Genomic DNA, 20,542 nt, shown 5'->3' with positions numbered 1-20,542 from the left:
CAATTCCAGCCCCGCCGGCGTTTGAGGCGCGGGGGTCCGGGGGCGGAGCCCCCGAATCTTTGAGCCGCGCCGGCGATTGAGGCGTTTCTGGGGGCACCTCCCAGCGGTAGCTGGGGGAGAAGGGGCGGGGTGGGGGAAGGGCTCCGCGCAGCGGATGCTCGGCCGGCACGGCCGGAGCCGTGCCCGGGCGGGGCGGCCGCAGGGCGCTGACCTGCGGCGAGGCCGAGCGGAGGCTTCGCCTCCGATGGCATCGCGCGCCCCCTTCCGCCATGATCCCCCCATCGGCACCACACCCAGGGGGGACCACCATGAAGAAAGCCGCCAAGACAGCCGCGGCCGCAGCGGCCCTGGCGGTGGCGGGCGGCGGCGCACTCTACGCCGCCCTCCCCACCGCCCACACGACCGGCACCACCGACCAACGGCTCGCCGCCAAGCCGAAGCCCGGCAAGGCGAGCCCCGCCGCCCCGGCCGACGCCCGCCCGTTCACGCTCCTGGCGACGGGCGACACCATCCCGTACCCGTCGATCATCCAGCAGGCCGCGGACGACGCGAAGGGCGCCGGCGCCGAGGGCCAGAGCCACGACTTCCGGAAGATACTCGCGGGCGTCAAGCCCCTGGTGGCCGCCGCCGACCTGGCGATATGCCACCACGAGATACCGTACGGCCGACCCGGCGGCCCCTACACCGGGTACCCGGCCTTCAAGGCCCCGCACCAGCTGGCCGACGCCCTGAAGGACGCCGGCTACGACAGCTGCTCGACCGGCTCGAACCACACGCTGGACGACGGCTACGACGGGCTGGTCCGCACCCTGGACCACCTCGACCGGGTCGGCCTGAAGCACGTCGGCTCGGCCCGCAGCGCCGACGAGGCCAAGGCGCCGGCCGTGCTCTCCGCGGGCGGCGCGAAGGTCGCCCAGCTGGACTACACGTACGGCACGAACGGCATCCCGCTCCCGTCCGGCAAGCCGTGGTCCGTCAACCTGATCGACCAGAACCGGATCATCGCCGACGCCCGCGCGGCGCGCGCGGCCGGCGCGCACGTGGTGGTCATGAGCGTCCACTGGGGCACCGAGTGGCAGACGGCCCCCGACCAGCAGCAGCGCGACCTCGCGCAGGCGCTGACCGCCTCCCGGGGCCCGGACGGCCTGCCCGACATCGACCTCATCATCGGTACGCACAACCACGTGCCGCAGCCGTACGAGAAGATCAACGGCACGTGGGTGGTCTTCGGCATGGGCGACCAGATCGCGAGCTTCTACGAGGCCGAGAAGCTGCGCGGCAACATGTCGTCCATCCCGCGGTTCACCTTCACCCCGTCATCGGCGCACCCGGGCCGCTGGGAGGTGACCAAGGCCGAGTACCTGACCTCCTTCTCGGACCGGGGCGCCCCGTTCCGCGTGGTGTGCACCTCCTGCGCGGCCGGGGACGGCGGGCTCGGCTCCGCCAAGAAGACCGAGTACGCCGCCGTCGACAAGCAGGTCACGGAGGCCGTGCTGTCGCGCGGCGCGGACAAGCAGGGGCTGGTGCACGCCACGCGCTGAGCCCCCCGCGCTGGGCCCCGGGCACCCGCCCCCGGACCCCGGCCGCTACGAGGCCCGGCCGCGCCGGGTCACGAGGAGTGCGCCCCCGCCGAGGCCGAGCAGGGCCAGGGCGCCGCCCGCGACGTACGGGGTGAGCGAACCGCCGCCGGTCTCGGCGAGGCCGGGGCCGTCGTGGGTGAGGACGGCCCCGGTCCCGGAGGCGCCCGTCTGCGGCTTGATGTCGGACCCTGCGGCGGGGTTCGGGGACGCGGGCGGGCCGGCCGGGGCCTCGCAGCGCGCCTCCGCGAGGACGACCTCGCCCTCGACCTGGGCCACGTTCAGGTCCAGCGGGTTCACGGACACCTTCAGCCGGAGCGCGGCCGCCGCGGCCGTGGTGGAGGTGGTCCGGGTGCCGGAGAGCTCCAGGCTGACCCGGCCCACCTTGGGGACGTCGACCGTGGTGGGGCCGCCCGCGGAGAGGGTGACCTTCTTGCCGAGGACGGTGACCGCGCCCAGCACGTTGGAGGTGGCGACCGGCTTCTTGCCGGCCTCGCACACGGCCTTGGAGGTGACCTTCTCCACCTCGATGAGCGAGAGCGCGGGCAGGCCCGGCACGTGCACCCGGGCGTGGGCGAGGTTGGCCTCGGCCACGGCCCGGCTGCGGTCGGCGGTGGCCTTGGAGGTGGCCGCGTCGGCGCGCAGCACGCTCACCGGCTGCCCGCCCTCGACCCCGTCCAGGGCCACCGTCAGCGCGGTCTTCTCGGCCGTCGCCGGGGCGCTGACCTCGTTGAGGGTGGTCGTCAGCGGGAGGTGGACGGCCTTGTTGAGCAGGCCGACGTCCAGTCCGGCGCGCAGGACGACGGCGCCGGCGCGTCCCTCGCTCCCGGCCGCAGGGGGATCGGCGGGGCCCGTGGCGTGGGCGGCCGGGGCGGTGAGCAGGGCGACCGCTCCCGTGGCGAGCAGGGCGGCTGCGGGCAGGCGGAAGGTGTTGCGGTTCAAGGTGGTGGAACCCCCGGGGAGTTGGGAGCCGTGGCGCAGCCAATGGGGGACATCGCGCACCGACGGCCTGTTACCCGGGGAATTTTTTACGCACGGAGAGTGAACGTGCAGCCACCCGAGGTGAGTTCATTCCAACGGGTGGTTTCCATGTACACGTTCGAATCTTGACGCCCCATGGGGCACGGGAGTTCTTTTTCGCCACAGAAGTGGGCGGGTGGCAGGCGTCGATCGGACAGATACAACGTCCGCCGGCGCCTCCACGTCACGCCGCGTCAATCCGATCCGTCAACCGTGACGGTTGGCTGTTTCGGCCATTCGCGGCCGCACCGGTCCGGCGGGGTCCGGGGCCCCGGGTCGGCGCCGCAGCCGCCTGGCTGACCACGGCGGGCAGGCGGTGCCCCGTTCGGCGGGTGCATCCCTTCCGTCGGCGGGGCGGCTGAGGGGCTGTGGTCCTCGAAGGTGTCCTGGGGCCGGGGTGCTCGGCGTGAGGCACCTGTGTCGTCTGGGAATCGTGGCCGGTTCCGGGGGTCGGCACCGCAGGCACCGTCGACAGCAGCGGGTGACCGCGCGGATGCTACGTATCGCTGTCATATGCGGGAGCGTGACGGAGCAAGGTCCGGCGCCGTCCTCAGCTCCAACTGCCCTGTGCCGACGACAAGCCGGTACTGGATCGGACACCTTCCGAAAGCCCGGCAGCGGGGTGCCGCCCAGGCCGTCACGGCGGTGCCGACCCGACTCCGTCCGCCACAGGTGCGGACAGAAGGAGACAAGCCTCATGCCCCTGTCAGTAGCCGACCTCGCGAAGCTCGGCGGCACGCCGATCGGCATCCAGTCCACGTTCTTCCACAACATCTTCCTGCGGATGGACGGGGCCGGCGTGACCTCCCTGACCGACAACGGTGGCGGGAAGGTCAACTGCCAGTACGGGCCCGGGCCGCTGACGGCGTTCAAGGTCCACCCGAACCCGGACGGCTCGTTCTCCTTCGAGTCGGCGGTGTCCGCGAACGTGTTCCTGCGCATGGACGGCCGCGGCGTCCCCTCCACCATGGCCGGCGGCGGGACGGTCAACTGTCAGTTCACCCTAGGCCCCTGGGAGAAGTTCCTCCTCGTCACCCAGCCCGACGGTTCGGTCTCCCTCGCCTCGCAGGCCTTCCCCGGCATCTGCCTGCGCATGGTGACCGGCAGCGGCGTCACCACCGAAACCGGCCCCGGCGGCACCGTCAACTGCCAGACCAACGCCATCGGCGGAGACCACGAGAAGTTCTGGCTCGACGTCGCCTGACACCCGGTCACGGGCGCCCCGAGGGGACCCCGCCTGAGCCCCAGGAGGCCGTCCCCAGCAGCGCCCGGGGCCGGCCTCCTGGTGGGCTCTCCGGGAGCGTCCGGCTCATCGGCGTTCGCTGGTCGGCACGTCGCCCTCCGCCCGCCTGCGGCCCCCCTGATCAAGGATCAAGGAACAAGCGTGAGACACACCCTCGTGTCTGGTGACCCAGCCGACTTCCGCTCATGCCCTGACCGTGCCGTTCACGACCACGCGCAGCGGCTGCGCCAGCGCCCGTACGTCGGCCCGCGGGTCGGTGCCGTACACGACGAGGTCCGCGGGGGCGCCCTCGGTCAGACCGGGCCTTCCCAGCCACGCCCGCGCCGCCCAGGTCGTCGCCGACAGGGCGTCCAGCGGCGGGATCCCGGCCCGCACCAGCTCCGCGACCTCGTCCGCGACGAGGCCGTGCGGCAGCGAGCCGCCCGCATCCGTACCGACGTACACGCCGATGCCCGCGTCCCAGGCGGCCCGGACGGTGTCGTAGCGGCGCTCGTGCAGCCGGCGCATGTGCGCGGACCAGCGCGGGAACTTGGTCTCGCCGCCCGCCGCGAGCTTCGGGAACGTCGCGATGTTCACCAGCGTCGGGACGATCGCGACCCCGCGCTCCGCGAACAGCGGGATGGTGTCCTCGGTCAGCCCGGTGGCGTGCTCGATGCAGTCGATGCCCGCCTCCACCAGGTCGCGCAGCGAGTCCTCGGCGAAGCAGTGCGCGGTGACGCGGGCGCCCAGCCGGTGCGCCTCGGCGATGGCCGCCTCGACCTCGGCCCGCGGCCAGCAGGCCGTCAGGTCGCCGGCGTCGCGGTCGATCCAGTCCCCCACCAGCTTCACCCAGCCGTCGCCGCGCTGCGCCTCGCGCCCCACGTACGCGACGAGGTCGGCCGGCTCGATCTCGTGGGCGTAGTTGCGGATGTAGCGGCGGGTACGGGCGATGTGCCGACCCGCGCGGATGATCTTCGGGAGGTCCTCGCGGTCGTCGATCCAGCGGGTGTCGGAGGGGGATCCGGCGTCGCGGATGAGCAGCGTGCCGGCGTCGCGGTCGGTGAGGGCCTGCCGCTCCGCGGTCGCGGCGTCGACCGGGCCGTGGGCGTCCAGCCCCACGTGGCAGTGGGCGTCGACCAGGCCGGGCAGGACCCAGCCGGACACGGTCGTGGTCTCACGGGCGCCGGTCGGGCGCTCGTAGGAGATCCGGCCGCCGACCACCCAGAGCTCGTCGCGCACGTCGTCGGGTCCGACGAGCACACGTCCCTTCACATGCAGCACGTCATCGGTCATGCCCGCACTGTACGTGCGCGCTCGCTAGGCTCTCCGGGTAGCCCCGGACCAAGAGAGAGCTCCCCCGTGACCCACCCCCTGCTGGACCTTCCGCCGCTCACCGCGGAGCGCTTCGCGTCGATCGAGCAGGGGGTCGCGGACCTGCTGCGGACCCGGCAGGACGTGGTGATCACCCAGGGCGAGGCGCTGCTGCCGCTGGAGGGGTGCATCCGCTCGGGGGCCCGGCCGGGCTCGACCGCGCTGAACGTCGTCACCGGCCCGTACGGGACCACGTTCGGCAACTGGCTGCGCGACTGCGGGGCGAGCGTGGTGGACCTGGCGGTGCCCTTCGACACCGCGGTCGGCGCGGAGGCGGTCGCCCGGGCGCTGGAGGAGCACCGGGAGATCGACTTCGTGTCACTGGTGCACGCGGAGGCGGCGACCGGCAACACGAACCCGGTCGCGGAGATCGGCGAGGTCGTACGGGCCCACGGGGCGCTGTTCATGCTGGACGCGGTGGCGTCGGTGGGCGCGGAGCCGCTGCTCCCGGACGCGTGGGGCGTCGACCTGTGCGTGATCGGCGCGCAGAAGGCGATGGGCGGCCCGGCCGGGGTCTCGGCGGTGTCGGTCTCGGAGCGGGCGTGGGAGCGGTTCGCGCAGAACCCGGCCGCGCCGCGCCGCTCGTACCTGTCGCTGCTGGACTGGAAGGAGCGCTGGATCGACGGCGGGCGCCGGGCGCTGCTGCACGCCCCGGCGCAGCTGGAGATGCTCGCGCTCGAGGCCTGCCTGGACCGGATCGCGGCCGAGGGCCTGGACGCGGTGACGGCCCGGCACGCGGCCGCCGCGGCGGCGACCCGGGCGGGCGCGGCGGCGCTGGGCCTGGCCCCGTACGTGGGGCGGGCCGCCGAGGCCGCGCCGGTGGCCACGACCCTGCGCGTGCCGCAGGCCTCGGCGGTGGCGGCCAAGGCGCTGGCCGCCGACCCGTCGGCCCCGCTCGCGGCGGGAGGCGGCGCGCTGGCCGGGGAGATGGTCCGGGTCAACCACTACGGCCCGGACGCCTCGCCGGCCGCGGTCCGCTCCGCCCTGACGGCCTTGGCCGCGGCCCTGTCGGCGGACCCGGCAGAGGCCGTCGCCGCGGCGGAATCGGCCTGGCAGTCGTCCCTGCAACGCGCCTGAGGGTCCGCCGGGCGGGCCGGCCCGGCGCGTCGTCGAAGGCGGCGACCTCGCGGTAGCCGGGGACGTCGATGTGCCGGGCCGACCCGCCCGGCGCCCCCCGCCCGGCCGCGGCTTCGCCCTCCGGCGGGCCGGGCCTTGGCACACCGGGCCCGGGTGCCACCGGGCCGGGTGTGCCGGGGCCGGGCGCACTGGGGCCGGGTGCACCGGGCCGCTCCCTGGCACACCGGGCCGGGCGGGCCGGCCCCCGCTACGCCTGCGGGACCGCGCAGGCGCCGTCCGGGTCGCAGGCCTCGGCCGTGGGCTGCGGTTCGTCGATCTCGCGGCCGGCCCAGGCCTGTTCCAGGGCGCGCGTGAACACCTCGGCCGGCTGGCCGCCGGAGATGCCGTAGCGGCGGTCGAGGACGAAGAACGGCACGGCGTTGGCGCCGAGTTCGGCCGCCTCGCGCTCGTCGGCCCGTACCTGCGCGGCGTACGCCGAGTCGTCGGCGAGGACGGCGCGGGCCTCGGCCTCCTCGAGGCCGGCCTCGACGGCGAGCGCGAGCAGCACCTCGGGGTCGAAGACGGACCGCTCCTCGGCGAAGTTCGCGCGGAACGCGAGGTCGAGCAGCTCCTCCTGGCGTCCGCGGGCGGCGGCCAGGTGCAGCAGCCGGTGGATGTCGAAGGTGTTGCCGTGGTCGCGGCCCTCGGTGCGGTAGTCCAGGCCCTCGGAGCGGGCCGCGGCCGCAACGTGCTCCTCCATGCCGCGCGCCTCGTCGAGCGTGCGGCCGTACTTCTTGGCGAGCATCTCCAGGACCGGGGCGGTGACGCCCTTGGCGCTGTTCGGGTCGAGCTCGAAGGAGCGGAAGACGACCTCCACCTCGTCGCGGTGCGCGAACTCGGCCAGCCCCTTGGCGAAGCGGGCCTTGCCGATGTAGCACCAGGGGCAGGCGATGTCGCTCCAGATCTCGACGCGCATGTTCCTTCTTCTCTCCGGGTTCGGTGGACGGCGCCGCCGCGGCGGAGGGCCGCGGCGGTTTCACGTTCAACCACCTATCGGAGCGTCTCATTCCCCGGACGGGGGCCGAACCACGAGCCAGAGGGTCAGATGGGACCCGGCGCGGGGCGCGGAGGGGTCCGCGAGCCAGCCGTGGCGGGCGTAGAAGGCCTGGGCGCGCAGGTTGTGCTCGTAGACCTCCAGGCGGACCCGGTCTATGCCGGCCCGCCGCCAGGCGGCCAGGCAGGCGGCGTGCAGGGCGGCGCCGGTGCCGCGGCGCCAGTGGGCCGGGTCGACGTGGAGCTGGGTGAGCGTGGTCTCGCCGTCGGCGGTGCGGAACGCGGCGACCCCGGTCAGCTCGCCGTCCTCCTCCGCGCACAGCACCCCGCCGTCGGCCGCGGCGCGGGCCACGGCGCGCGACCAGCCCTCGCGGGTGCGCGCGAGTTCGGCCTCGCCGGCATAGGCCTGTTCGGGGATGCGGCCCCGGTAGTACGTGGCGCGCGCCCGGGCGTGGAGGGCGGCGATGTCATCGAGGTCTGCGGGTCGCGCGGTCCTGATCATGGGAAGGGAAACGCGCCGGGAACCTCGTTCGGTTCCCGGCGCGTCGAGGGCGCGGCGGGCATGGCTACTTCTTCAGCCACGCCTCCATCATCTTCTGCGCGATGGGGGCGGCCAGCCGGCCGCCGCCGATCTCGGACCGGTCGGTGTCCGAGTTCTCGATCATCACGGCGACCGCGATCTGCTTGTTGTTCATCTTTCCGTACGAGGTGAACCAGGCCAGCGGGGGAAGGCTGTTCTTCACGCCCCGCTGGGCCGTACCCGTCTTGCCGCCGACCTCGGCGCCCGACACCTGCGCCGGCTTGCCGCCGCCCTCGGTGGCGACGGTCTTCATCGCGTCCCGCAGCATCGAGGCGGTCTTGGGGCTCAGGACCTGCTGGACCTTGGGGTTCTTGAAGCTCTCCAGGACGGTGCCGCCGGAGTCGGTGACCTCGGAGACCGAGTGCGGGGCGACGAGCTTGCCGTCGTTCTCGATCGCGGCCGTGACCATGGCGATCTGGAGCGGGGTGGCCTGCACGTCGAACTGGCCGATACCCGTCTGCGCGACCTGGTCGACCGACATCTTCTTCGACGGGTACTTGCTCGGCAGCCGCGTGGTCACCGGGGTCTCGACGTTCGCGTTGAAGCCGAGCTTCTCGGCGGTCGCGCGCATCTTGTCCTGGCCCAGTTTGGAGGCGAGCTCGGCGAAGACGTTGTTGCAGGACAGCCGCAGCGCCGTGCGCACCGAGACGTTGTTGCAGGCGGCGGAGCCGGCCTCGCTGGGCAGCAGGGTCTTGGTGCCAGGGATCGTGTACGGGTCCGGGGTGCCGGTCGGCGCGTCGATGTTGGTGACCAGCCCGTTCTCGATGGCCGCCGCCATGGTGACCAGCTTGAAGGTGGAGCCGGGCGCCTGCGGCTTGCGCAGCGCCACGTTCTCCATGGCCTTGCCGTTGTCGGCGGACAGCTCCTTCCAGGCCTCGGCGTCGTTGGCACCGGAGATGCGGCCCGGGTCGAAGGAGGGGTTGTTCACGATGGCGAGGATCTCGCCGGTCGCGGGGTCGATCGCGACGGCGGAGCCCTGCTTGCCCTGGAGCGCGTCGTACGCGGCTTTTTGGACGCCCTTGTCGATGGTGGTCAGGACGTTGCCCGGCGAGGCCCGCTTGTTCGTGATCATGTCCATCACGGTCTTCAGGCGGTCGTCGGAGCCGTTGAGGATCTTCTTGTAGACACCCTCCAGCATGCTCGTGCCGAACGCCTGCGAGCTGAAGCCGGTGACGGGCGCGTAGAGCGGACCGTCGACATAGGTCCGCTTGTACCCGAAGTCCTTGCCGCCGGTCTTGACCGAGCCGGTGATCGCCTCCCCGCCCACGATGATGTTGCCCAGCGGGTTCTCGTACTGCCCGATGAGGTTCCGCCGGTTGTTCTCGTTGTCTGCGAGGGCCTTGCCTTGATACGCCTGCACCCACGTGACCCGCAGCAGCAGGGCGAGCACCAGGAGCAGGCAGAAGACCGACGCACGCCTGATCGTCTTGTTCATCTTCCGAAAAGACGATCGAAGGGGCCCGCGCGTTCCCCTCTGCCCCGATTGTGGCCGGGTTCTCAGCTTTTCCTCAGGATGAATCCCCCTTCGTAGGCGGCGATGACGGCCTGCGTGCGGTCGCGGGAGCCGGTCTTGGCCAGGACCGCGGCGACGTGCGTCTTGACGGTCTGGGGGCCGACGCCGAGGCGCTCGCTCATCTCGTGGTTCGACAGCCCGGTCGCCATCAGGCGCAGCACGTCGGCCTCCCGGTCGGTGAGCCGGGCCACCCAGGGTGCCGCCGGGCCGGCGGCGGCCGCGTGCGAGGCGGCCAGGGAGCGGACGGCCGCCGGGAAGAGCAGGCAGTCGCCGCGGGCGACCAGCCGCACCGCGCCGATCAGTTCGTCGGGGTCGGCCCGCTTCAGCAGGAACCCGGCGGCTCCGGCGCGCAGCGCGTCGTAGACGTAGGCGTCGTTCTCGAAGGTGGTGACGACCACGATCTTGGGCGGCTGCGCCATCGTGGCGAGGATCTGCTCGGTGGCCCGGATCCCGTCGATCTCCGGCATCCGGACGTCCATGAGCACCACGTCGGGCGCCAGCGAGCGGACCACCGACACGGCCTCGGCGCCGGTGGCGGCCTCGCCGACCACCTCCAGCCCGGGTTCGGCGTCGAGGATGACCCGCAGCGCGGTGCGCACCATCCGCTCGTCGTCGGCGAGCACGATGCGCAGCGGAGGGCGGCTCATCGGGCACCCGCCCCGAGCGGGAGGACGGCCCGCAGCCGCCACAGCCCCCGGTGCGGACCGGCCTCGACGCGGCCGCCGAGCAGGGCGGCCCGCTCGGCGGCGCCGTGCAGCCCGCGGCCCCCGGTGCTGCGGGCCGCCGGCCCGTCGCCGGCTCCGGGCGGATTGGTCATGGTGATCTCCAGTTCGCGGTGTGCGCTGCCCTTGCCGTCGGTCGTCTCCTGCACGGCGATCCGCAGCTCTACGGGCCCCGCGCCGTGGCGCAAGGCATTGCTCAGGCCCTCCTGGACGATCCGGTACGCCTCGCGGGAGGCGATCGCCGGTATCTGCGCCCAGTCCCCTGCGGGCCCGGGGTCCTCGTGGGCGGTGACGGTGGTACCGGAGGCCCGGGTCCGGGCCAGCAGCCCGTCGAGGTCGGCGGCGAGGGTCGGGGCCGGCGCCGCGTCCGGCCGGCCCGGGTCCCCGTCCCGCAGCAGGCCCAGTACGGCGTCCAGCTCGCCCACGGTCCGCCGGGTGGTGTCCTCGATCGCGGCCAGCGCCTCCCGTACGAAGGCGGGGTCGCTGTCGAGGACCCGCCGGGCCGCGACCGCCTGGAGGGTGACGGCGCTCAGGGCGTGCCCGACCGCGTCGTGCAGCTCTCGGGCCAGCCGGTTGCGCACGGCGAGGTCCGCGGCCCGCTCCTCGGCCGCGGCCAGCCGGTCCGCCGCCGTCGGCCCGAGCAGCCGGGGCGCCGCCCGGGCGAGCAGCACCCCCGCGCCCGCGGCGCACAGGACGAGCCCGGCCAGCAGACCGATCCCTAGGAAGGGCGCGGTGTACGGCGAAGCCAGGGCGCTGAGCCAGACCGGCCCCTCCCGGACCCTCTGCAGGGAGCTGAAGAACGGCAGCGCGATCAGCACCACCGCCATGGGCGGCACCGCGAGGCTCATCCCGCTGACCGCCGCGCCGAGCCCGAGGTGCAGGGACCACCAGGCCGCGGCCCTGCCCCGGGCCGCCCAGGACCGGTCCGGCCCCTCGGCCAGCAGTTCCCCCGGCACCCCGCACATGGCCCGCACAGCGGCCACCGACAGCGGCCGGACCGGCCCGAACACCGCGGTCAGCGCCGCGAGCGGCACCGACACCCCGTAAGCGATGAAGGTCAGCGGGGTGGAGGCCAGGACGTTGACCCCGCCGGCCAGGATGCCGACCGCCACCTGCGTGAGCAGGAAGTACGGCATCAGCAGGGCCCCGCCGAGGATCAGGTGCACCCAGCGCAGCCGGGCCCGCGGCCCGAACAGCCGCCCCAGCCCGCCCCGCACGGCCGCTCCCGCCCCGGCCCGGCCCGCCCGCGGACCCGCCCCCGCCTTGTCCTCCGCCCCGTCCGGCTCGCCCTTCCGCATACGTGCGGCCGCCCCCGTCCCCGTCCCCGTCTCCGTACCCGCCTCCGGCCTTGATGCCGGGCCCGTTCCCGGCTCTCGCTCCGACTCCGTCCCGATCCGCACCCCGTCCCCCTTTCCGGATGCGCCTGCTCCGCCGGTCCGACTCCCCCGGTCAGACCGCCGCGCACCGTGCGGCGGTGAACCGGGCCAGGACCACGGCACCGAGGCATCCGGCGACCACCTGGCCAGCGTAGGTCAGGAAGATCACGACCGGGGTCCCGTCGCCCGGCCCGAGGTCCGGTCCCAGCGCGGCCACCACCAGCCACAGCCCCCAGGCCAGCATCTCGGCCGCCCCGATCCACGCCAGGGCCAGCGGCCACCACGCCCGGCGCGCCCCGCCCCGGGCCAGCAGCAGCACCCCCACGCCGGCGAGCAGGGCGCACACCGCGTGGACCCCCGAGACCACACCGGTCTCCGCGGAGTACAGCGCCGCCCTCTCGGCGCCCAGCCCGCCGCTGCCGCCGAAGGCCCAGTACAGGTGTATCCCGCTCACCGCAGTGCCGAGCGCGGCCGCGGCTCCCGCCACCACCCCCGTGGGCGACGGGAGCCGCGTGCCCAGCGCGCCCTGCCAGACCCGGCCCCAGCGCCGCCGCGCGTAGGGGACGAACAGCCCGGCCAGGGCGAGTCCTTGGATCGTGAAGCCGCCGTAGACCACCGTGAACACCCACGGGTCGAGGAAGGGCCCCCGGGCCACCTTGACCGCCTCACTCGCCCCCATGCCCAACGCCCTGACCAGCATCTGGCCGGGGAACGCGGTCATGATCGGGGTGAGCAGCCCGGTGGCCGTGAAGGCCGGGACGACCAGCAGCCAGCCGGGCACCCGTCTGCCCCAGGGTCTGGTGAGCAGCAGGGCGAGCACGATCACCGCGGCGTCCATGGCCACGGTGACGGCATTGGCCACCGTGAGGAACAGCCCGGCCTTCAGCAGCACGCTGCCCTCGGGTATCCCGATGTGACTCCCCGACAGCCAGGCGACCTTGAGGACCAGGTACGGCACCGTGGCGAGCACGGCCACCGCCCTCAGGATCCGCTGCACCCGGCCCGGACCGGGGTCGGACGCCGGACCGTTCCCCGGGCCGTTCACCGGGCCGGCCACCCGTCCGTTCACCGGGCGGGCCACCGGGCCGCCTACCGCGCTGTTCGTCTGCTGCACCGCTGCTCGTGTGGTCATGGCTCAACGATCCCGCCCCCACCGGCCCCGGCACCTCCCCCGCGAAGGGGAACCGCCTCCCCCGCCCGGGGGAGGAGCCCCTCCCTCCCCCGCCTCACATGCGCCGGGTCACCACCGAGAGCCGGTCCCGCGCCACGAACAGCGCCTCCTTGATGGTGTGTTCGTGCTCCGCCGTCAGCCGGGCCACCGGCACCGAGCAGCTCACCGCGTCCCGCGCCGGCGTCCGGTACGGCACGGCCACGCCGAAGCAGCGCAGTCCGAGGGTGTTCTCCTCCCGGTCCACCGCGTAGCCCTGCTCCCGCACCAGTGCGAGCTCGTCGATGAGCTGCTCCCGGTCGGTGACGGTGTGCTCGGTGACCGCCTCCAGCCGCTGCGGCAGCAGCGCCCGTACCTCGGCGTCGGAGTGCGTGGCCAGCAGCGCCTTGCCCAGGGCGGTCGAGTGGACCGGCAGACGGCGCCCGACGCGGGTGAACGGCCGCAGGTAGTGCTGGGACTGGCGGGTCGCCAGGTAGACCACGCTCGTGCCGTCCATCCGGGCCAGGTGGATGGTCTCGGTCGTGTCCTCGGAGAGGCGGTCCAGGGTGGGCCGGGCCGCGGCGACCACCTCGTCCCCGTCGATGTACGAACTGCCCACCAGCAGGGCCCGTACGCCGATGCCGTACCGCGTCCCCGTCGCGTCGGTCTCCACCCACCCCAGGTTCACCAGCGTGCGCAGCAGCATGTAGAGGCTGGACTTGGGCAGCCCCAGGTCGTGCTGGATGTCGGCCAGGCTGTGCAGGCCCGGCCGCGCGGCGAAGTGTTCCAACAGGACGACCGTGCGGACGGCGGACTTGACGGCCGCCGGAGCCGCACCGCCCGTCGCTTCCACCGCATCCCCCGCACGCAGCGCACCCACCGCTGCCGCCGCACCTACCGCCGCCGCTGCCGCCGCATCCGCCGCTGCCGCCGCTTGCGCCGCTGCCGCCGCTTGCGCCGCCTCCGGTCCGGCACCGGACCGGTCCGACTCACCTCTGTTCATTCGCCTTCTTGCCCCTCTTGTCTCTTGTCACGCGAAAGGCGCGGAAATAGAGTCCGCAACGGATGGAGATCATTCATCCACCGGAACGGCGTTCAGAATACTGAACGACCTCGCGCGGGCCGGCGTGGATCCAGGAGGAAGTGCGGCATGGCAGCAACCCCAGTCTGGAGTGTGGACCCCCGCACCGGGAAGCAGCGCGCGCAGGTCACGGTGGAGGCCGGCCCGCGCGAGGTGGACGAAGCCGTGCGCGCCGCGCACGCCACCCGCGCCGCACTCGCCGACCGCACCGCCCGCACCGCCTTCCTGCGCGCGGCTGCGGACCTGCTCGACGAGGCCGTCGCCCGCGTGGTCGAGACAGCCGACGCCGAGACCGCCCTCGGGCCGGCCCGGCTCACCGGCGAGCTCGCCCGCACCACCGGCCAGCTGCGGGCCTTCGCCGACGCCGTCGACGACGGCGGCTACCTCGACATCCGGATCGACCGGGCCGACCCCTCCCTCACCCCGCCGCGCCCCGAACTGCGCCGCTACAAGGTGCCCCTGGGCGTGGTGGCCGTGTACGCCGCCTCCAACTTCCCGCTCGCCTTCTCCGTCCCGGGCGGCGACACCGCCAGCGCGCTGGCCGCCGGCTGCCCCGTGGTCGTCAAGGCGCACCCCGACCACCCGGCGACCTCCGAGCTGTGCGGCGCGCTGCTGCGCCGGGCGGCCGTGGCGGCGGGCATGCCGGGCGACGTGGTGAGCATGGTCCACGGGTTCGACGCGGGTCTGGAGCTGATCCGCCACCCCCTCGTCACCGCGGCCGGGTTCACCGGCTCCCTCCGCGGCGGGCGCGCCCTGTTCGACGCGGCCGCCGCCCGGCCCGTGCCCATCCCCTTCCACGGCGAACTCGGCTCCCTCAACCCCGTCGTCGTCACCCCCGCCGCCGCCGCCGAGCGCGCCGAGGAGATCGGTGCCGGGCTCGCCGCCTCCGTCACGCTCGGCGTCGGCCAGTTCTGCGTCAAGCCGGGCCTGGTCCTGGTCCCGGAGGGCGCGGCCGGGGACCGGCTCGCCGAGGCCCTCGCCAAGGCGCTCGGCGAGACCGGGCCGGGCGTCCTGCTCGACCACCGGATGCGGGAGAACTTCCTCGCGGGGGTCGCCGAGCGGGCCGCGCTGCCCGGCGTCGACGCCCCCGTCGCCCCCGGTTCCGGCGGGGAGCACACCGTCGGGGCGGGGTATCTGAGCGTGCCGGCCGAGCACCTCCTCTCGGGCGGTGCGCACGGTCTGCTGCTGGAGGAGTGCTTCGGCCCGGTGACCGTGGTCGTACGGTACGCGGACCGGCAGGAGGCCGGTGCGGTGCTGGACCTGCTGCCCGGGAACCTGAGCGCCACCCTCCAGCTGTCCGCGGACGAGGCCGCGGGGGCTCCGGGGCCGGCGGCGGAGCTGATCGCCCGGGTCACGGCGCTGGCCGGGCGGATCGTGGTCAACGGCTGGCCGACCGGGGTCGCGGTGGCACCGGCCCAGCACCACGGCGGCCCCTACCCGGCGGCGACCTCGCACTCCACGTCGGTCGGCGCGACCGCGATCGAGCGCTGGCTGCGCCCGGTGGCCTACCAGTCGGTACCGGACCCGCTGCTTCCGCCGGAGCTCCGCGAGGCCAACCCGCTGGGGCTGCCGCGCCGCGTCACCGGGGCGCCGGACGCCGCGGCGCAGCCGGCCGGCTGAGCAAATCCCGTTGCCCGCCCCGCCCCGTGCGGGGCAGGCTGCGGCCCATGTCGAGACCGCACGGATTCACGTACGAGCAACGGGGCGACGGCTGCGTCGTCATCACCCACCGCGGCCGGGCCGCGGGCACCCTGCGCGGGGCGCGGGCCGAGAAGTTCCTGGCCGAGGTCGAATCCGGGGACGCCCAGCTGGTGATGGCCCGCTGGACGGGCGCGTACAAGTTCGGCAACGAGCGCCTCGCCCGCAACCACCCGCGCAACCGGGGCTGACGTCGGGGAACGGCACGGCCCCGCCGGTCGTTCTCCCGGCATGACCGCTATGACCCCTGGTTCCAACCTGCCGCTCAACACCGTCCGGGTGACGGTGGACGTGGCTGCCCCGGTGCGGCTCGACGTGTCGGGGCTCCTCCTCGCGGCGGACGGCAAGGTGCGTTCCGACGCCGACTTCATCTTCTACAACCAGCCGTCCGGACCCGGTGTCACCTACCGCTCCGGAGGCGGGACGGCGCCCGATTCCATCACCGTCGACACCGGGGCCCTGCCGGCCGGCATCGAGCGCATCGTGGTCACGGCCAGTCCGGATGCGGCCGGGCAGACGTTCCAGGGCATCGAGCCGACCGCCACCGTGCGCCATGCGGAGACCGGCGCGGTGATCGCGACCTTCACCCCGCCGCAGCTGGGCGCCGAGACGGCGCTGCTGGTGGTGGAGGTCTACCAGCGCGGCGGCGTGTGGAAGGTGCGCGCCGTCGGCCAGGGGTACGCCAACGGGCTCGCCGGCATCGCCACCGACTTCGGGGTCTCGGTGGACGAGGAGCCGGCCCCGGCGGCGGCCGCCGCCACCCGGCCGCCGGCCGCCGTCCAGCCGCCCGCAGTCCCGCAGGCAGCGCCGCCGGCCGCGGCTCCCGCCGGCACGGGGAAGATCAACCTCGACAAGGGGCGGGTCAGCCTCCAGAAGAACCAGACCGTGTCCCTGGTCAAGAACGGCCGCCCGCTGCTCTCCCAGGTGAAGATGGGCCTGGGCTGGGAGCCGGCGTACGGCGGCCGGGACATCGACCTCGACGCCTCGGTCATCGCCTACGGACCGCAGCGCAACCACATCGACAGCTGCTACTTCGGCAGGCTGTCCATCCTCGACGGCGCCATCAAGCACTCGGGCGACAACCTCACGGGCGAGGGCGCGGGGGACGACGAGGTGATCGTCGTTGACCTCGGCCGGCTGCCCGCGGAGGCGACGGGCCTGGTCTTCACGGTGAACTCGTTCTCCGGCCAGAAGTTCACCGAGGTGGCCAAGGCCTACTGCCGCCTGATCGATGCCGCGAGCGGCGAGGAGCTGGTCCGCTTCGACCTCACGAGCGCCGAGCCGCAGACGGGCGTGATGATGGCCAAGCTCGTCCGCCAGTTCTCGGGGGAATGGGAGATGACGGCCATCGGGGAGTTTGTGAAGTCGCGCACAGTGCGCGGGATGGTCCAGCCCGGCTCGACGGCACTCTGAGCAGGTGGGCGGGCACATGGAGCCACCGCGGCCGGTCCGGGCCGGAGAGCCGGCCCGGCCGAGGTGATGGATTACACCCCAAAAGCGGAGGTGACTGTCAGTGTCCGCCCGTAGCCTTGGAAGCATGTACAACACACTCCGGCCCGCGGGTCCCGCCCGCCCGTCCGCCGCAGAGGCGAACGAGGCGATACGGCACCTCGTCGAGTCCAGGGTGGACGGCGAATGGCCCTCCGAGGCGTACGAGTTCCTGCTCGAGGAATGGGCCAACGCCAGCCGCGCCGAGACGCTCGCCGAGTTCGCCGCCGCCCAGTGACGGGCGGCGGCGCAGCCGTCGGTCCCCGGCCCGGCGTCACGCCCCGGTGCCACACCCGGCGTCACGCAGTGTGGCCGCAGCCCCCGGTGGGGCGTGTTCAGTGCCCGCGGCGCCAGGGCCCGGTGATGGCCAGCATGATGCCGGGCTCCTGGATGTTGGCGAAGAGGGTGCGCCCGTCCGGGGAGAAGCAGACCCCGGTGAACTCGGAGTACTCCGGCTCCTGCTCCGTGCCGATGTTCAACTCGTTGCGCGCCAGCGGGTAGGTGCGGCCCGATTCGGTGGCGCCGAACAGGTGCTGCAGACCGCTGCCGTCCTCCGCGATGATCAGACCGCCGTACGGGGAGACCGTGATGTTGTCGGGTCCGTCGAAGGCGCCGTCCTGCGCCGGGTTCGCGTTCACCCCGAGCAGCACCTTCAGCGTGATCGTGCGCCGCTTCGGGTCGTAGAACCACACCTGCCCGTCGTGCGCCGCGCCCGGGCTCTCCTCACGGGCGTAGGAGGAGACGAAGTACGCGCCCCCGTCGGCCCACCACATGCCCTCCAGCTTCCGGGCGCGCGTCACAGCGCCGTCCGCGAACTGCTTGCGCACCGACACCGTCCGCGCGTCGCGGTCCGGCACGGCCGCCCAGTCGACGCCGTAGACGGTGCCGGTCTTCGTCGCCCGTGACAGGTCGTCGACGAACCGCCCGGCACTGTCGAAGCACTGGGCGGCCGCGAGCACCCCGGCGTCCGCCGCCAGCGTACGGAGCCGGCCGCGCCCGTGGCGGAAGCCGCTCGGCGGCGTCCAGCGGTAGAGCAGCCCGTTGGGGCCGGAGGCGTCCTCGGTCAGGTAGGCGTGGCCCTGGCGCGGGTCGATCACCACGGCCTCGTGCGCGTACCGCCCGAAGGCCTTGACCGGCTGCGGGTCGCAGTTGGCGCGGCGGTCGTGCGGGTCGACCTCGAAGACGTACCCGTGGTCCTTGGTCATGCCGTTCTTGCCCGCGAGGTCCTCGGTCTCCTCGCAGGTCAGCCAGGTGCCCCAGGGGGTGGCGCCGCCGGCGCAGTTGGTCGAGGTACCGGCCACACCCACCCACTCGGCGACCTCGCCGCCTCGGCGGACCTCGACGACCGTGCAGCCGCCGGCCGCACCCGGGTCGTAGACCAGGCCCTCGGTGAGCGGGACGGGGTGGGCCCAGTTGGCGCGCTTGCCCTTCAGCTCGTGGTTGTTGACGAGGAGGGTGACCCCGCGGTGGCCCTCGAAGGCGGCCGTACCGTCGTGGTTGGAGGGGGTGGACTCGCCGGATTCGAGGGTGGTGACGCCGCTGTGGGTCAGGACGCGGTAGGTGAATCCGGCGGGCAGGGCGAGGAGTCCCGCCGGGTCGGGCACGAGCGGGCCGTAGCCGGGCTCGCAGGGCCGGCCCTCCTCGTCGCGCAGGGCGGCGTCGTCGGCGGCGAGGGCTCCCGGCGCGGTGGCGAGGGCGCCGACCGTTCCGGTGAGCGCGACTCCTGCGCCGGCGAGGACGGTGCGGGCGGTGAAGTCTCTGCGGCTGAGGGGCATCGGGTCTCCAGGGGTGGGGAGGTGGTGCGCGCCTGTCGTGCGGTCGTCGGCGCACACGCTCCCGCCCGCACGTGAACCGCGGCTGAACTACCCGTGGCCGCCGACCGACCCCTTGCCGAGGGCCGCAATGGCCGACACGACCTCAGGAACGGCTCGTTCCGCCCCCTCTTGGGCGCATGCGCCGCGCCGCCGGCACCGGGCCGTGCGGGGCTCCGTGCACCCACAGCGCCCACCGCGCCGGGCGGCCCCGCGCCCGACGTCCCCGCGCCCGGCGGCCCGTCAGCGCCGTCGCGACCGGGCCTTGAAGGCCGCCTTGCGGGCCTCCTTGGCCGCCTTGCGGTCCGGGTGCAGCCGGCCCATCGCCTCCAGGACCTCGGCCGTCGCCGGGTGCTCGACCCGCCAGGCCCGGTCGAAGAAGCCGCTGTGGTGCGAGGTCAGGGACTCCATCAGCAGCGGGAGTTCCGCCGCCTCACCGTCCGAGGCGCCGCCCGGGCGCGGGGCACCCGGCTCGAACGGCCCGTCCGCGGCCAGCTGCGCCGCGATGGTGTCCACGGCCAGCCAGTACACGAGCTCCGCGTCCGGCGCCGGTACGCCGGCCGCGCCGCGCTCGGCCAGCCACACCCGCGCGAGCCCGCCGAGCTCCGGGTCGTCCAGCACCGCCCGCACCGCCGGCTCGGCCTCCGGCCCGGCCAGGGCGAGGGCCTGCTGGCAGCGCAGCCGGCGCAGCGGGGCGGCCGCGTCGGCGCCCCGGGCCGCGGCGAGCAGCTCGGCCACCGCCGCGGGCAGGTCGCGGCCGTCGAGCCACTGCCCGATCTCCGCCTGGGCGGCGCCCTCCGGGTAGCCGCAGACCGCGTCGAGCAGCGCGTCCGCGCCCTTGTCGGCCAGCTCCCCGACGACCGGGGCCGCGATGCCGGCCTCGCGCATGCGGGCGCGGACCCCGTACAGGCCGAGCGGGGTCAGGCGGACCATCCCGTACCGGGCGACGTCCTCGTCGTCGAGCTCGCCGGCCACCGGGCCGGCGGCGAACTCCTCGTCGTCAGCCTCCGCCATCAGCGCCTCGTCGACGGGCCGGAACTCGACCAGCCCGATCGGCTCCAGCTGCCGGAACTGGTCGTCGAGGCGCATCATCGCGTCCGAAACCTGCTCCAGGACGGCGTCGGTGGGGGCGCCCATGCCCTCGGGCACGACCATGGAGGCGGCGAGCACGGGCAGCGGTACCGGGCCCTGGCCGGACCTGCGCTCGGCGGCGGTCAGCAGGTAGAGGTTGGCGAGGACCCCGTCGAGGAAGTCGGCCTCGCGCTGCGGGTTCCAGTCGAGGCGGTCGAAGTCGATCGTGCCGCCCTCCTCCAGGGCGTCGACGAGGTCGTCCAGGTCGGGCACCGCCGCGTCGGCGAGCACCGTGTCCAGGGCGGCCAGCCACAGGTCGAGGACGTCGGCGGGCGCGCCGCCGGCCACCAGCGCCAGGTCCTCGCCGGGGGCAGCGGTGCCGTACTCCTCATCGCCGTCGTCCTCGCCGTCGCCCTCCCCGTCCTCCTCGGGTTCCGTGACCTCGACCAGGCCGGTGTCCAGTGCCACGCGCCACGCCTGGCTCGCGAGCACCGTGGCGTCCTCGTCGGCCGGGTCCAGGCCGAGGGCCGCTGCGGCCTCGGCCAGCCCCTCGGCGGCGAGTTCGCCGCCGACGCCGACGCGGGTGTCGGGTCCGGCCCAGCGGGCGAGGCGGACGGCGCGGGCGAACAGGGGCGCGCCGAGGGCGTCCCGGGCGAGTTCCGCTTCGGAGGGCAGCCGGACCGGCGGGAGCGTGGGGTGCGGCTGTGCGGGCATCGGGCGGTCTCCTCGCGGCGGGCGGACGCATGGCCTTCGGCG

Annotated in this window: 18 protein-coding genes; 7 read left to right on the top strand and 11 right to left on the bottom strand. The window is 74.3% G+C overall.

The window, feature by feature from the left end; translation table 11 throughout:
• The first annotated feature begins 308 nt into the window (after positions 1–308).
• Complete coding sequence (locus ABZ924_RS01725) at positions 309–1,541, top strand: CapA family protein (RefSeq protein WP_361902317.1); 1,233 nt, start codon at positions 309–311, stop codon at positions 1,539–1,541.
• A gap of 45 nt (positions 1,542–1,586) precedes the next feature.
• Here ABZ924_RS01725 and ABZ924_RS01720 read toward each other — a convergent pair whose 3' ends face one another.
• Positions 1,587–2,519: an SCO1860 family LAETG-anchored protein gene (locus ABZ924_RS01720; protein ID WP_361902314.1), complete on the bottom strand. Its 933-nt coding sequence runs from the start codon at positions 2,517–2,519 to the stop codon at positions 1,587–1,589.
• A 775-nt stretch (positions 2,520–3,294) separates the two neighbouring features.
• Between ABZ924_RS01720 and ABZ924_RS01715 the strand changes: the two genes are divergently transcribed.
• Complete coding sequence (locus ABZ924_RS01715; protein WP_361902311.1) at positions 3,295–3,801, top strand: hypothetical protein; 507 nt, start codon at positions 3,295–3,297, stop codon at positions 3,799–3,801.
• A gap of 222 nt (positions 3,802–4,023) precedes the next feature.
• Here ABZ924_RS01715 and ABZ924_RS01710 read toward each other — a convergent pair whose 3' ends face one another.
• Positions 4,024–5,112: an amidohydrolase family protein gene (locus ABZ924_RS01710; protein WP_361902308.1), complete on the bottom strand. Its 1,089-nt coding sequence runs from the start codon at positions 5,110–5,112 to the stop codon at positions 4,024–4,026.
• Between the two features lie 66 nt (positions 5,113–5,178).
• Here ABZ924_RS01710 and ABZ924_RS01705 point away from each other — a divergent pair, with 66 nt between their 5' ends.
• The gene (locus ABZ924_RS01705; RefSeq protein ID WP_361902306.1) at positions 5,179–6,267 is read left to right on the top strand and encodes an aminotransferase class V-fold PLP-dependent enzyme; all 1,089 of its coding nucleotides are present in this window, start codon (positions 5,179–5,181) and stop codon (positions 6,265–6,267) included.
• A 247-nt stretch (positions 6,268–6,514) separates the two neighbouring features.
• Here the strand turns inward: ABZ924_RS01705 and ABZ924_RS01700 are convergent, their stop codons facing one another.
• From ABZ924_RS01700 to ABZ924_RS01670, 7 genes are all read right to left on the bottom strand, one after another.
• Positions 6,515–7,222, bottom strand: coding sequence for a DsbA family oxidoreductase (locus ABZ924_RS01700; RefSeq protein WP_361902303.1), 708 nt, complete (start codon positions 7,220–7,222; stop codon positions 6,515–6,517).
• 87 nt (positions 7,223–7,309) lie between these two features.
• The gene (locus ABZ924_RS01695) at positions 7,310–7,801 is read right to left on the bottom strand and encodes a GNAT family N-acetyltransferase (RefSeq protein ID WP_361902300.1); all 492 of its coding nucleotides are present in this window, start codon (positions 7,799–7,801) and stop codon (positions 7,310–7,312) included.
• A 64-nt stretch (positions 7,802–7,865) separates the two neighbouring features.
• Positions 7,866–9,314: a penicillin-binding protein 2 gene (locus ABZ924_RS01690; protein ID WP_361902297.1), complete on the bottom strand. Its 1,449-nt coding sequence runs from the start codon at positions 9,312–9,314 to the stop codon at positions 7,866–7,868.
• Positions 9,315–9,376: 62 nt separating this feature from the next.
• Positions 9,377–10,039 carry a response regulator transcription factor gene (locus tag ABZ924_RS01685; RefSeq protein WP_361902294.1) on the bottom strand — a complete coding sequence of 221 codons (663 nt, stop codon included), beginning with the start codon at positions 10,037–10,039 and terminating at the stop codon, positions 9,377–9,379.
• Entirely contained in the window at positions 10,036–11,412 is a 1,377-nt protein-coding gene (locus ABZ924_RS01680) for a histidine kinase (protein WP_361902292.1), read from the bottom strand. The genes ABZ924_RS01685 and ABZ924_RS01680 overlap by 4 nt, the downstream gene beginning before the upstream one ends.
• Positions 11,413–11,563: 151 nt before the next feature.
• Positions 11,564–12,622 carry a hypothetical protein gene (locus ABZ924_RS01675; RefSeq protein ID WP_361902289.1) on the bottom strand — a complete coding sequence of 353 codons (1,059 nt, stop codon included), beginning with the start codon at positions 12,620–12,622 and terminating at the stop codon, positions 11,564–11,566.
• A 94-nt stretch (positions 12,623–12,716) separates the two neighbouring features.
• Positions 12,717–13,508, bottom strand: a complete 792-nt coding sequence (locus ABZ924_RS01670) for an IclR family transcriptional regulator (protein WP_361902401.1) — start codon at positions 13,506–13,508, stop codon at positions 12,717–12,719.
• Between the two features lie 279 nt (positions 13,509–13,787).
• Here ABZ924_RS01670 and ABZ924_RS01665 point away from each other — a divergent pair, with 279 nt between their 5' ends.
• The 4 genes from ABZ924_RS01665 to ABZ924_RS01650 all read left to right on the top strand — a co-directional run bounded on the left by ABZ924_RS01665 (position 13,788) and on the right by ABZ924_RS01650 (position 17,142).
• On the top strand, positions 13,788–15,338 hold the full coding sequence (locus tag ABZ924_RS01665; RefSeq protein ID WP_361902286.1) for an aldehyde dehydrogenase (NADP(+)): 1,551 nt from the start codon (positions 13,788–13,790) through the stop codon (positions 15,336–15,338).
• Positions 15,339–15,385: 47 nt separating this feature from the next.
• On the top strand, positions 15,386–15,607 hold the full coding sequence (locus ABZ924_RS01660; protein ID WP_361902283.1) for a hypothetical protein: 222 nt from the start codon (positions 15,386–15,388) through the stop codon (positions 15,605–15,607).
• Between the two features lie 49 nt (positions 15,608–15,656).
• The gene (locus tag ABZ924_RS01655; RefSeq protein WP_361902398.1) at positions 15,657–16,829 is read left to right on the top strand and encodes a TerD family protein; all 1,173 of its coding nucleotides are present in this window, start codon (positions 15,657–15,659) and stop codon (positions 16,827–16,829) included.
• A 124-nt stretch (positions 16,830–16,953) separates the two neighbouring features.
• Positions 16,954–17,142, top strand: coding sequence for a hypothetical protein (locus tag ABZ924_RS01650; RefSeq protein WP_361902280.1), 189 nt, complete (start codon positions 16,954–16,956; stop codon positions 17,140–17,142).
• 97 nt (positions 17,143–17,239) lie between these two features.
• Here the strand turns inward: ABZ924_RS01650 and ABZ924_RS01645 are convergent, their stop codons facing one another.
• Positions 17,240–18,679, bottom strand: a complete 1,440-nt coding sequence (locus ABZ924_RS01645; protein ID WP_361902277.1) for an alkaline phosphatase PhoX — start codon at positions 18,677–18,679, stop codon at positions 17,240–17,242.
• A gap of 279 nt (positions 18,680–18,958) precedes the next feature.
• On the bottom strand, positions 18,959–20,500 hold the full coding sequence (locus ABZ924_RS01640) for a hypothetical protein (protein WP_361902274.1): 1,542 nt from the start codon (positions 20,498–20,500) through the stop codon (positions 18,959–18,961).
• Positions 20,501–20,542: the final 42 nt, after the last annotated feature.

Origin of the sequence: Streptomyces sp. NPDC046876 (assembly GCF_040645035.1) — a bacterium.
GTDB lineage: Bacteria > Actinomycetota > Actinomycetes > Streptomycetales > Streptomycetaceae > Streptomyces.
Note: the sequence above shows the minus strand (reverse complement) of the source record. Positions and strands in the feature narration are given on the sequence as shown.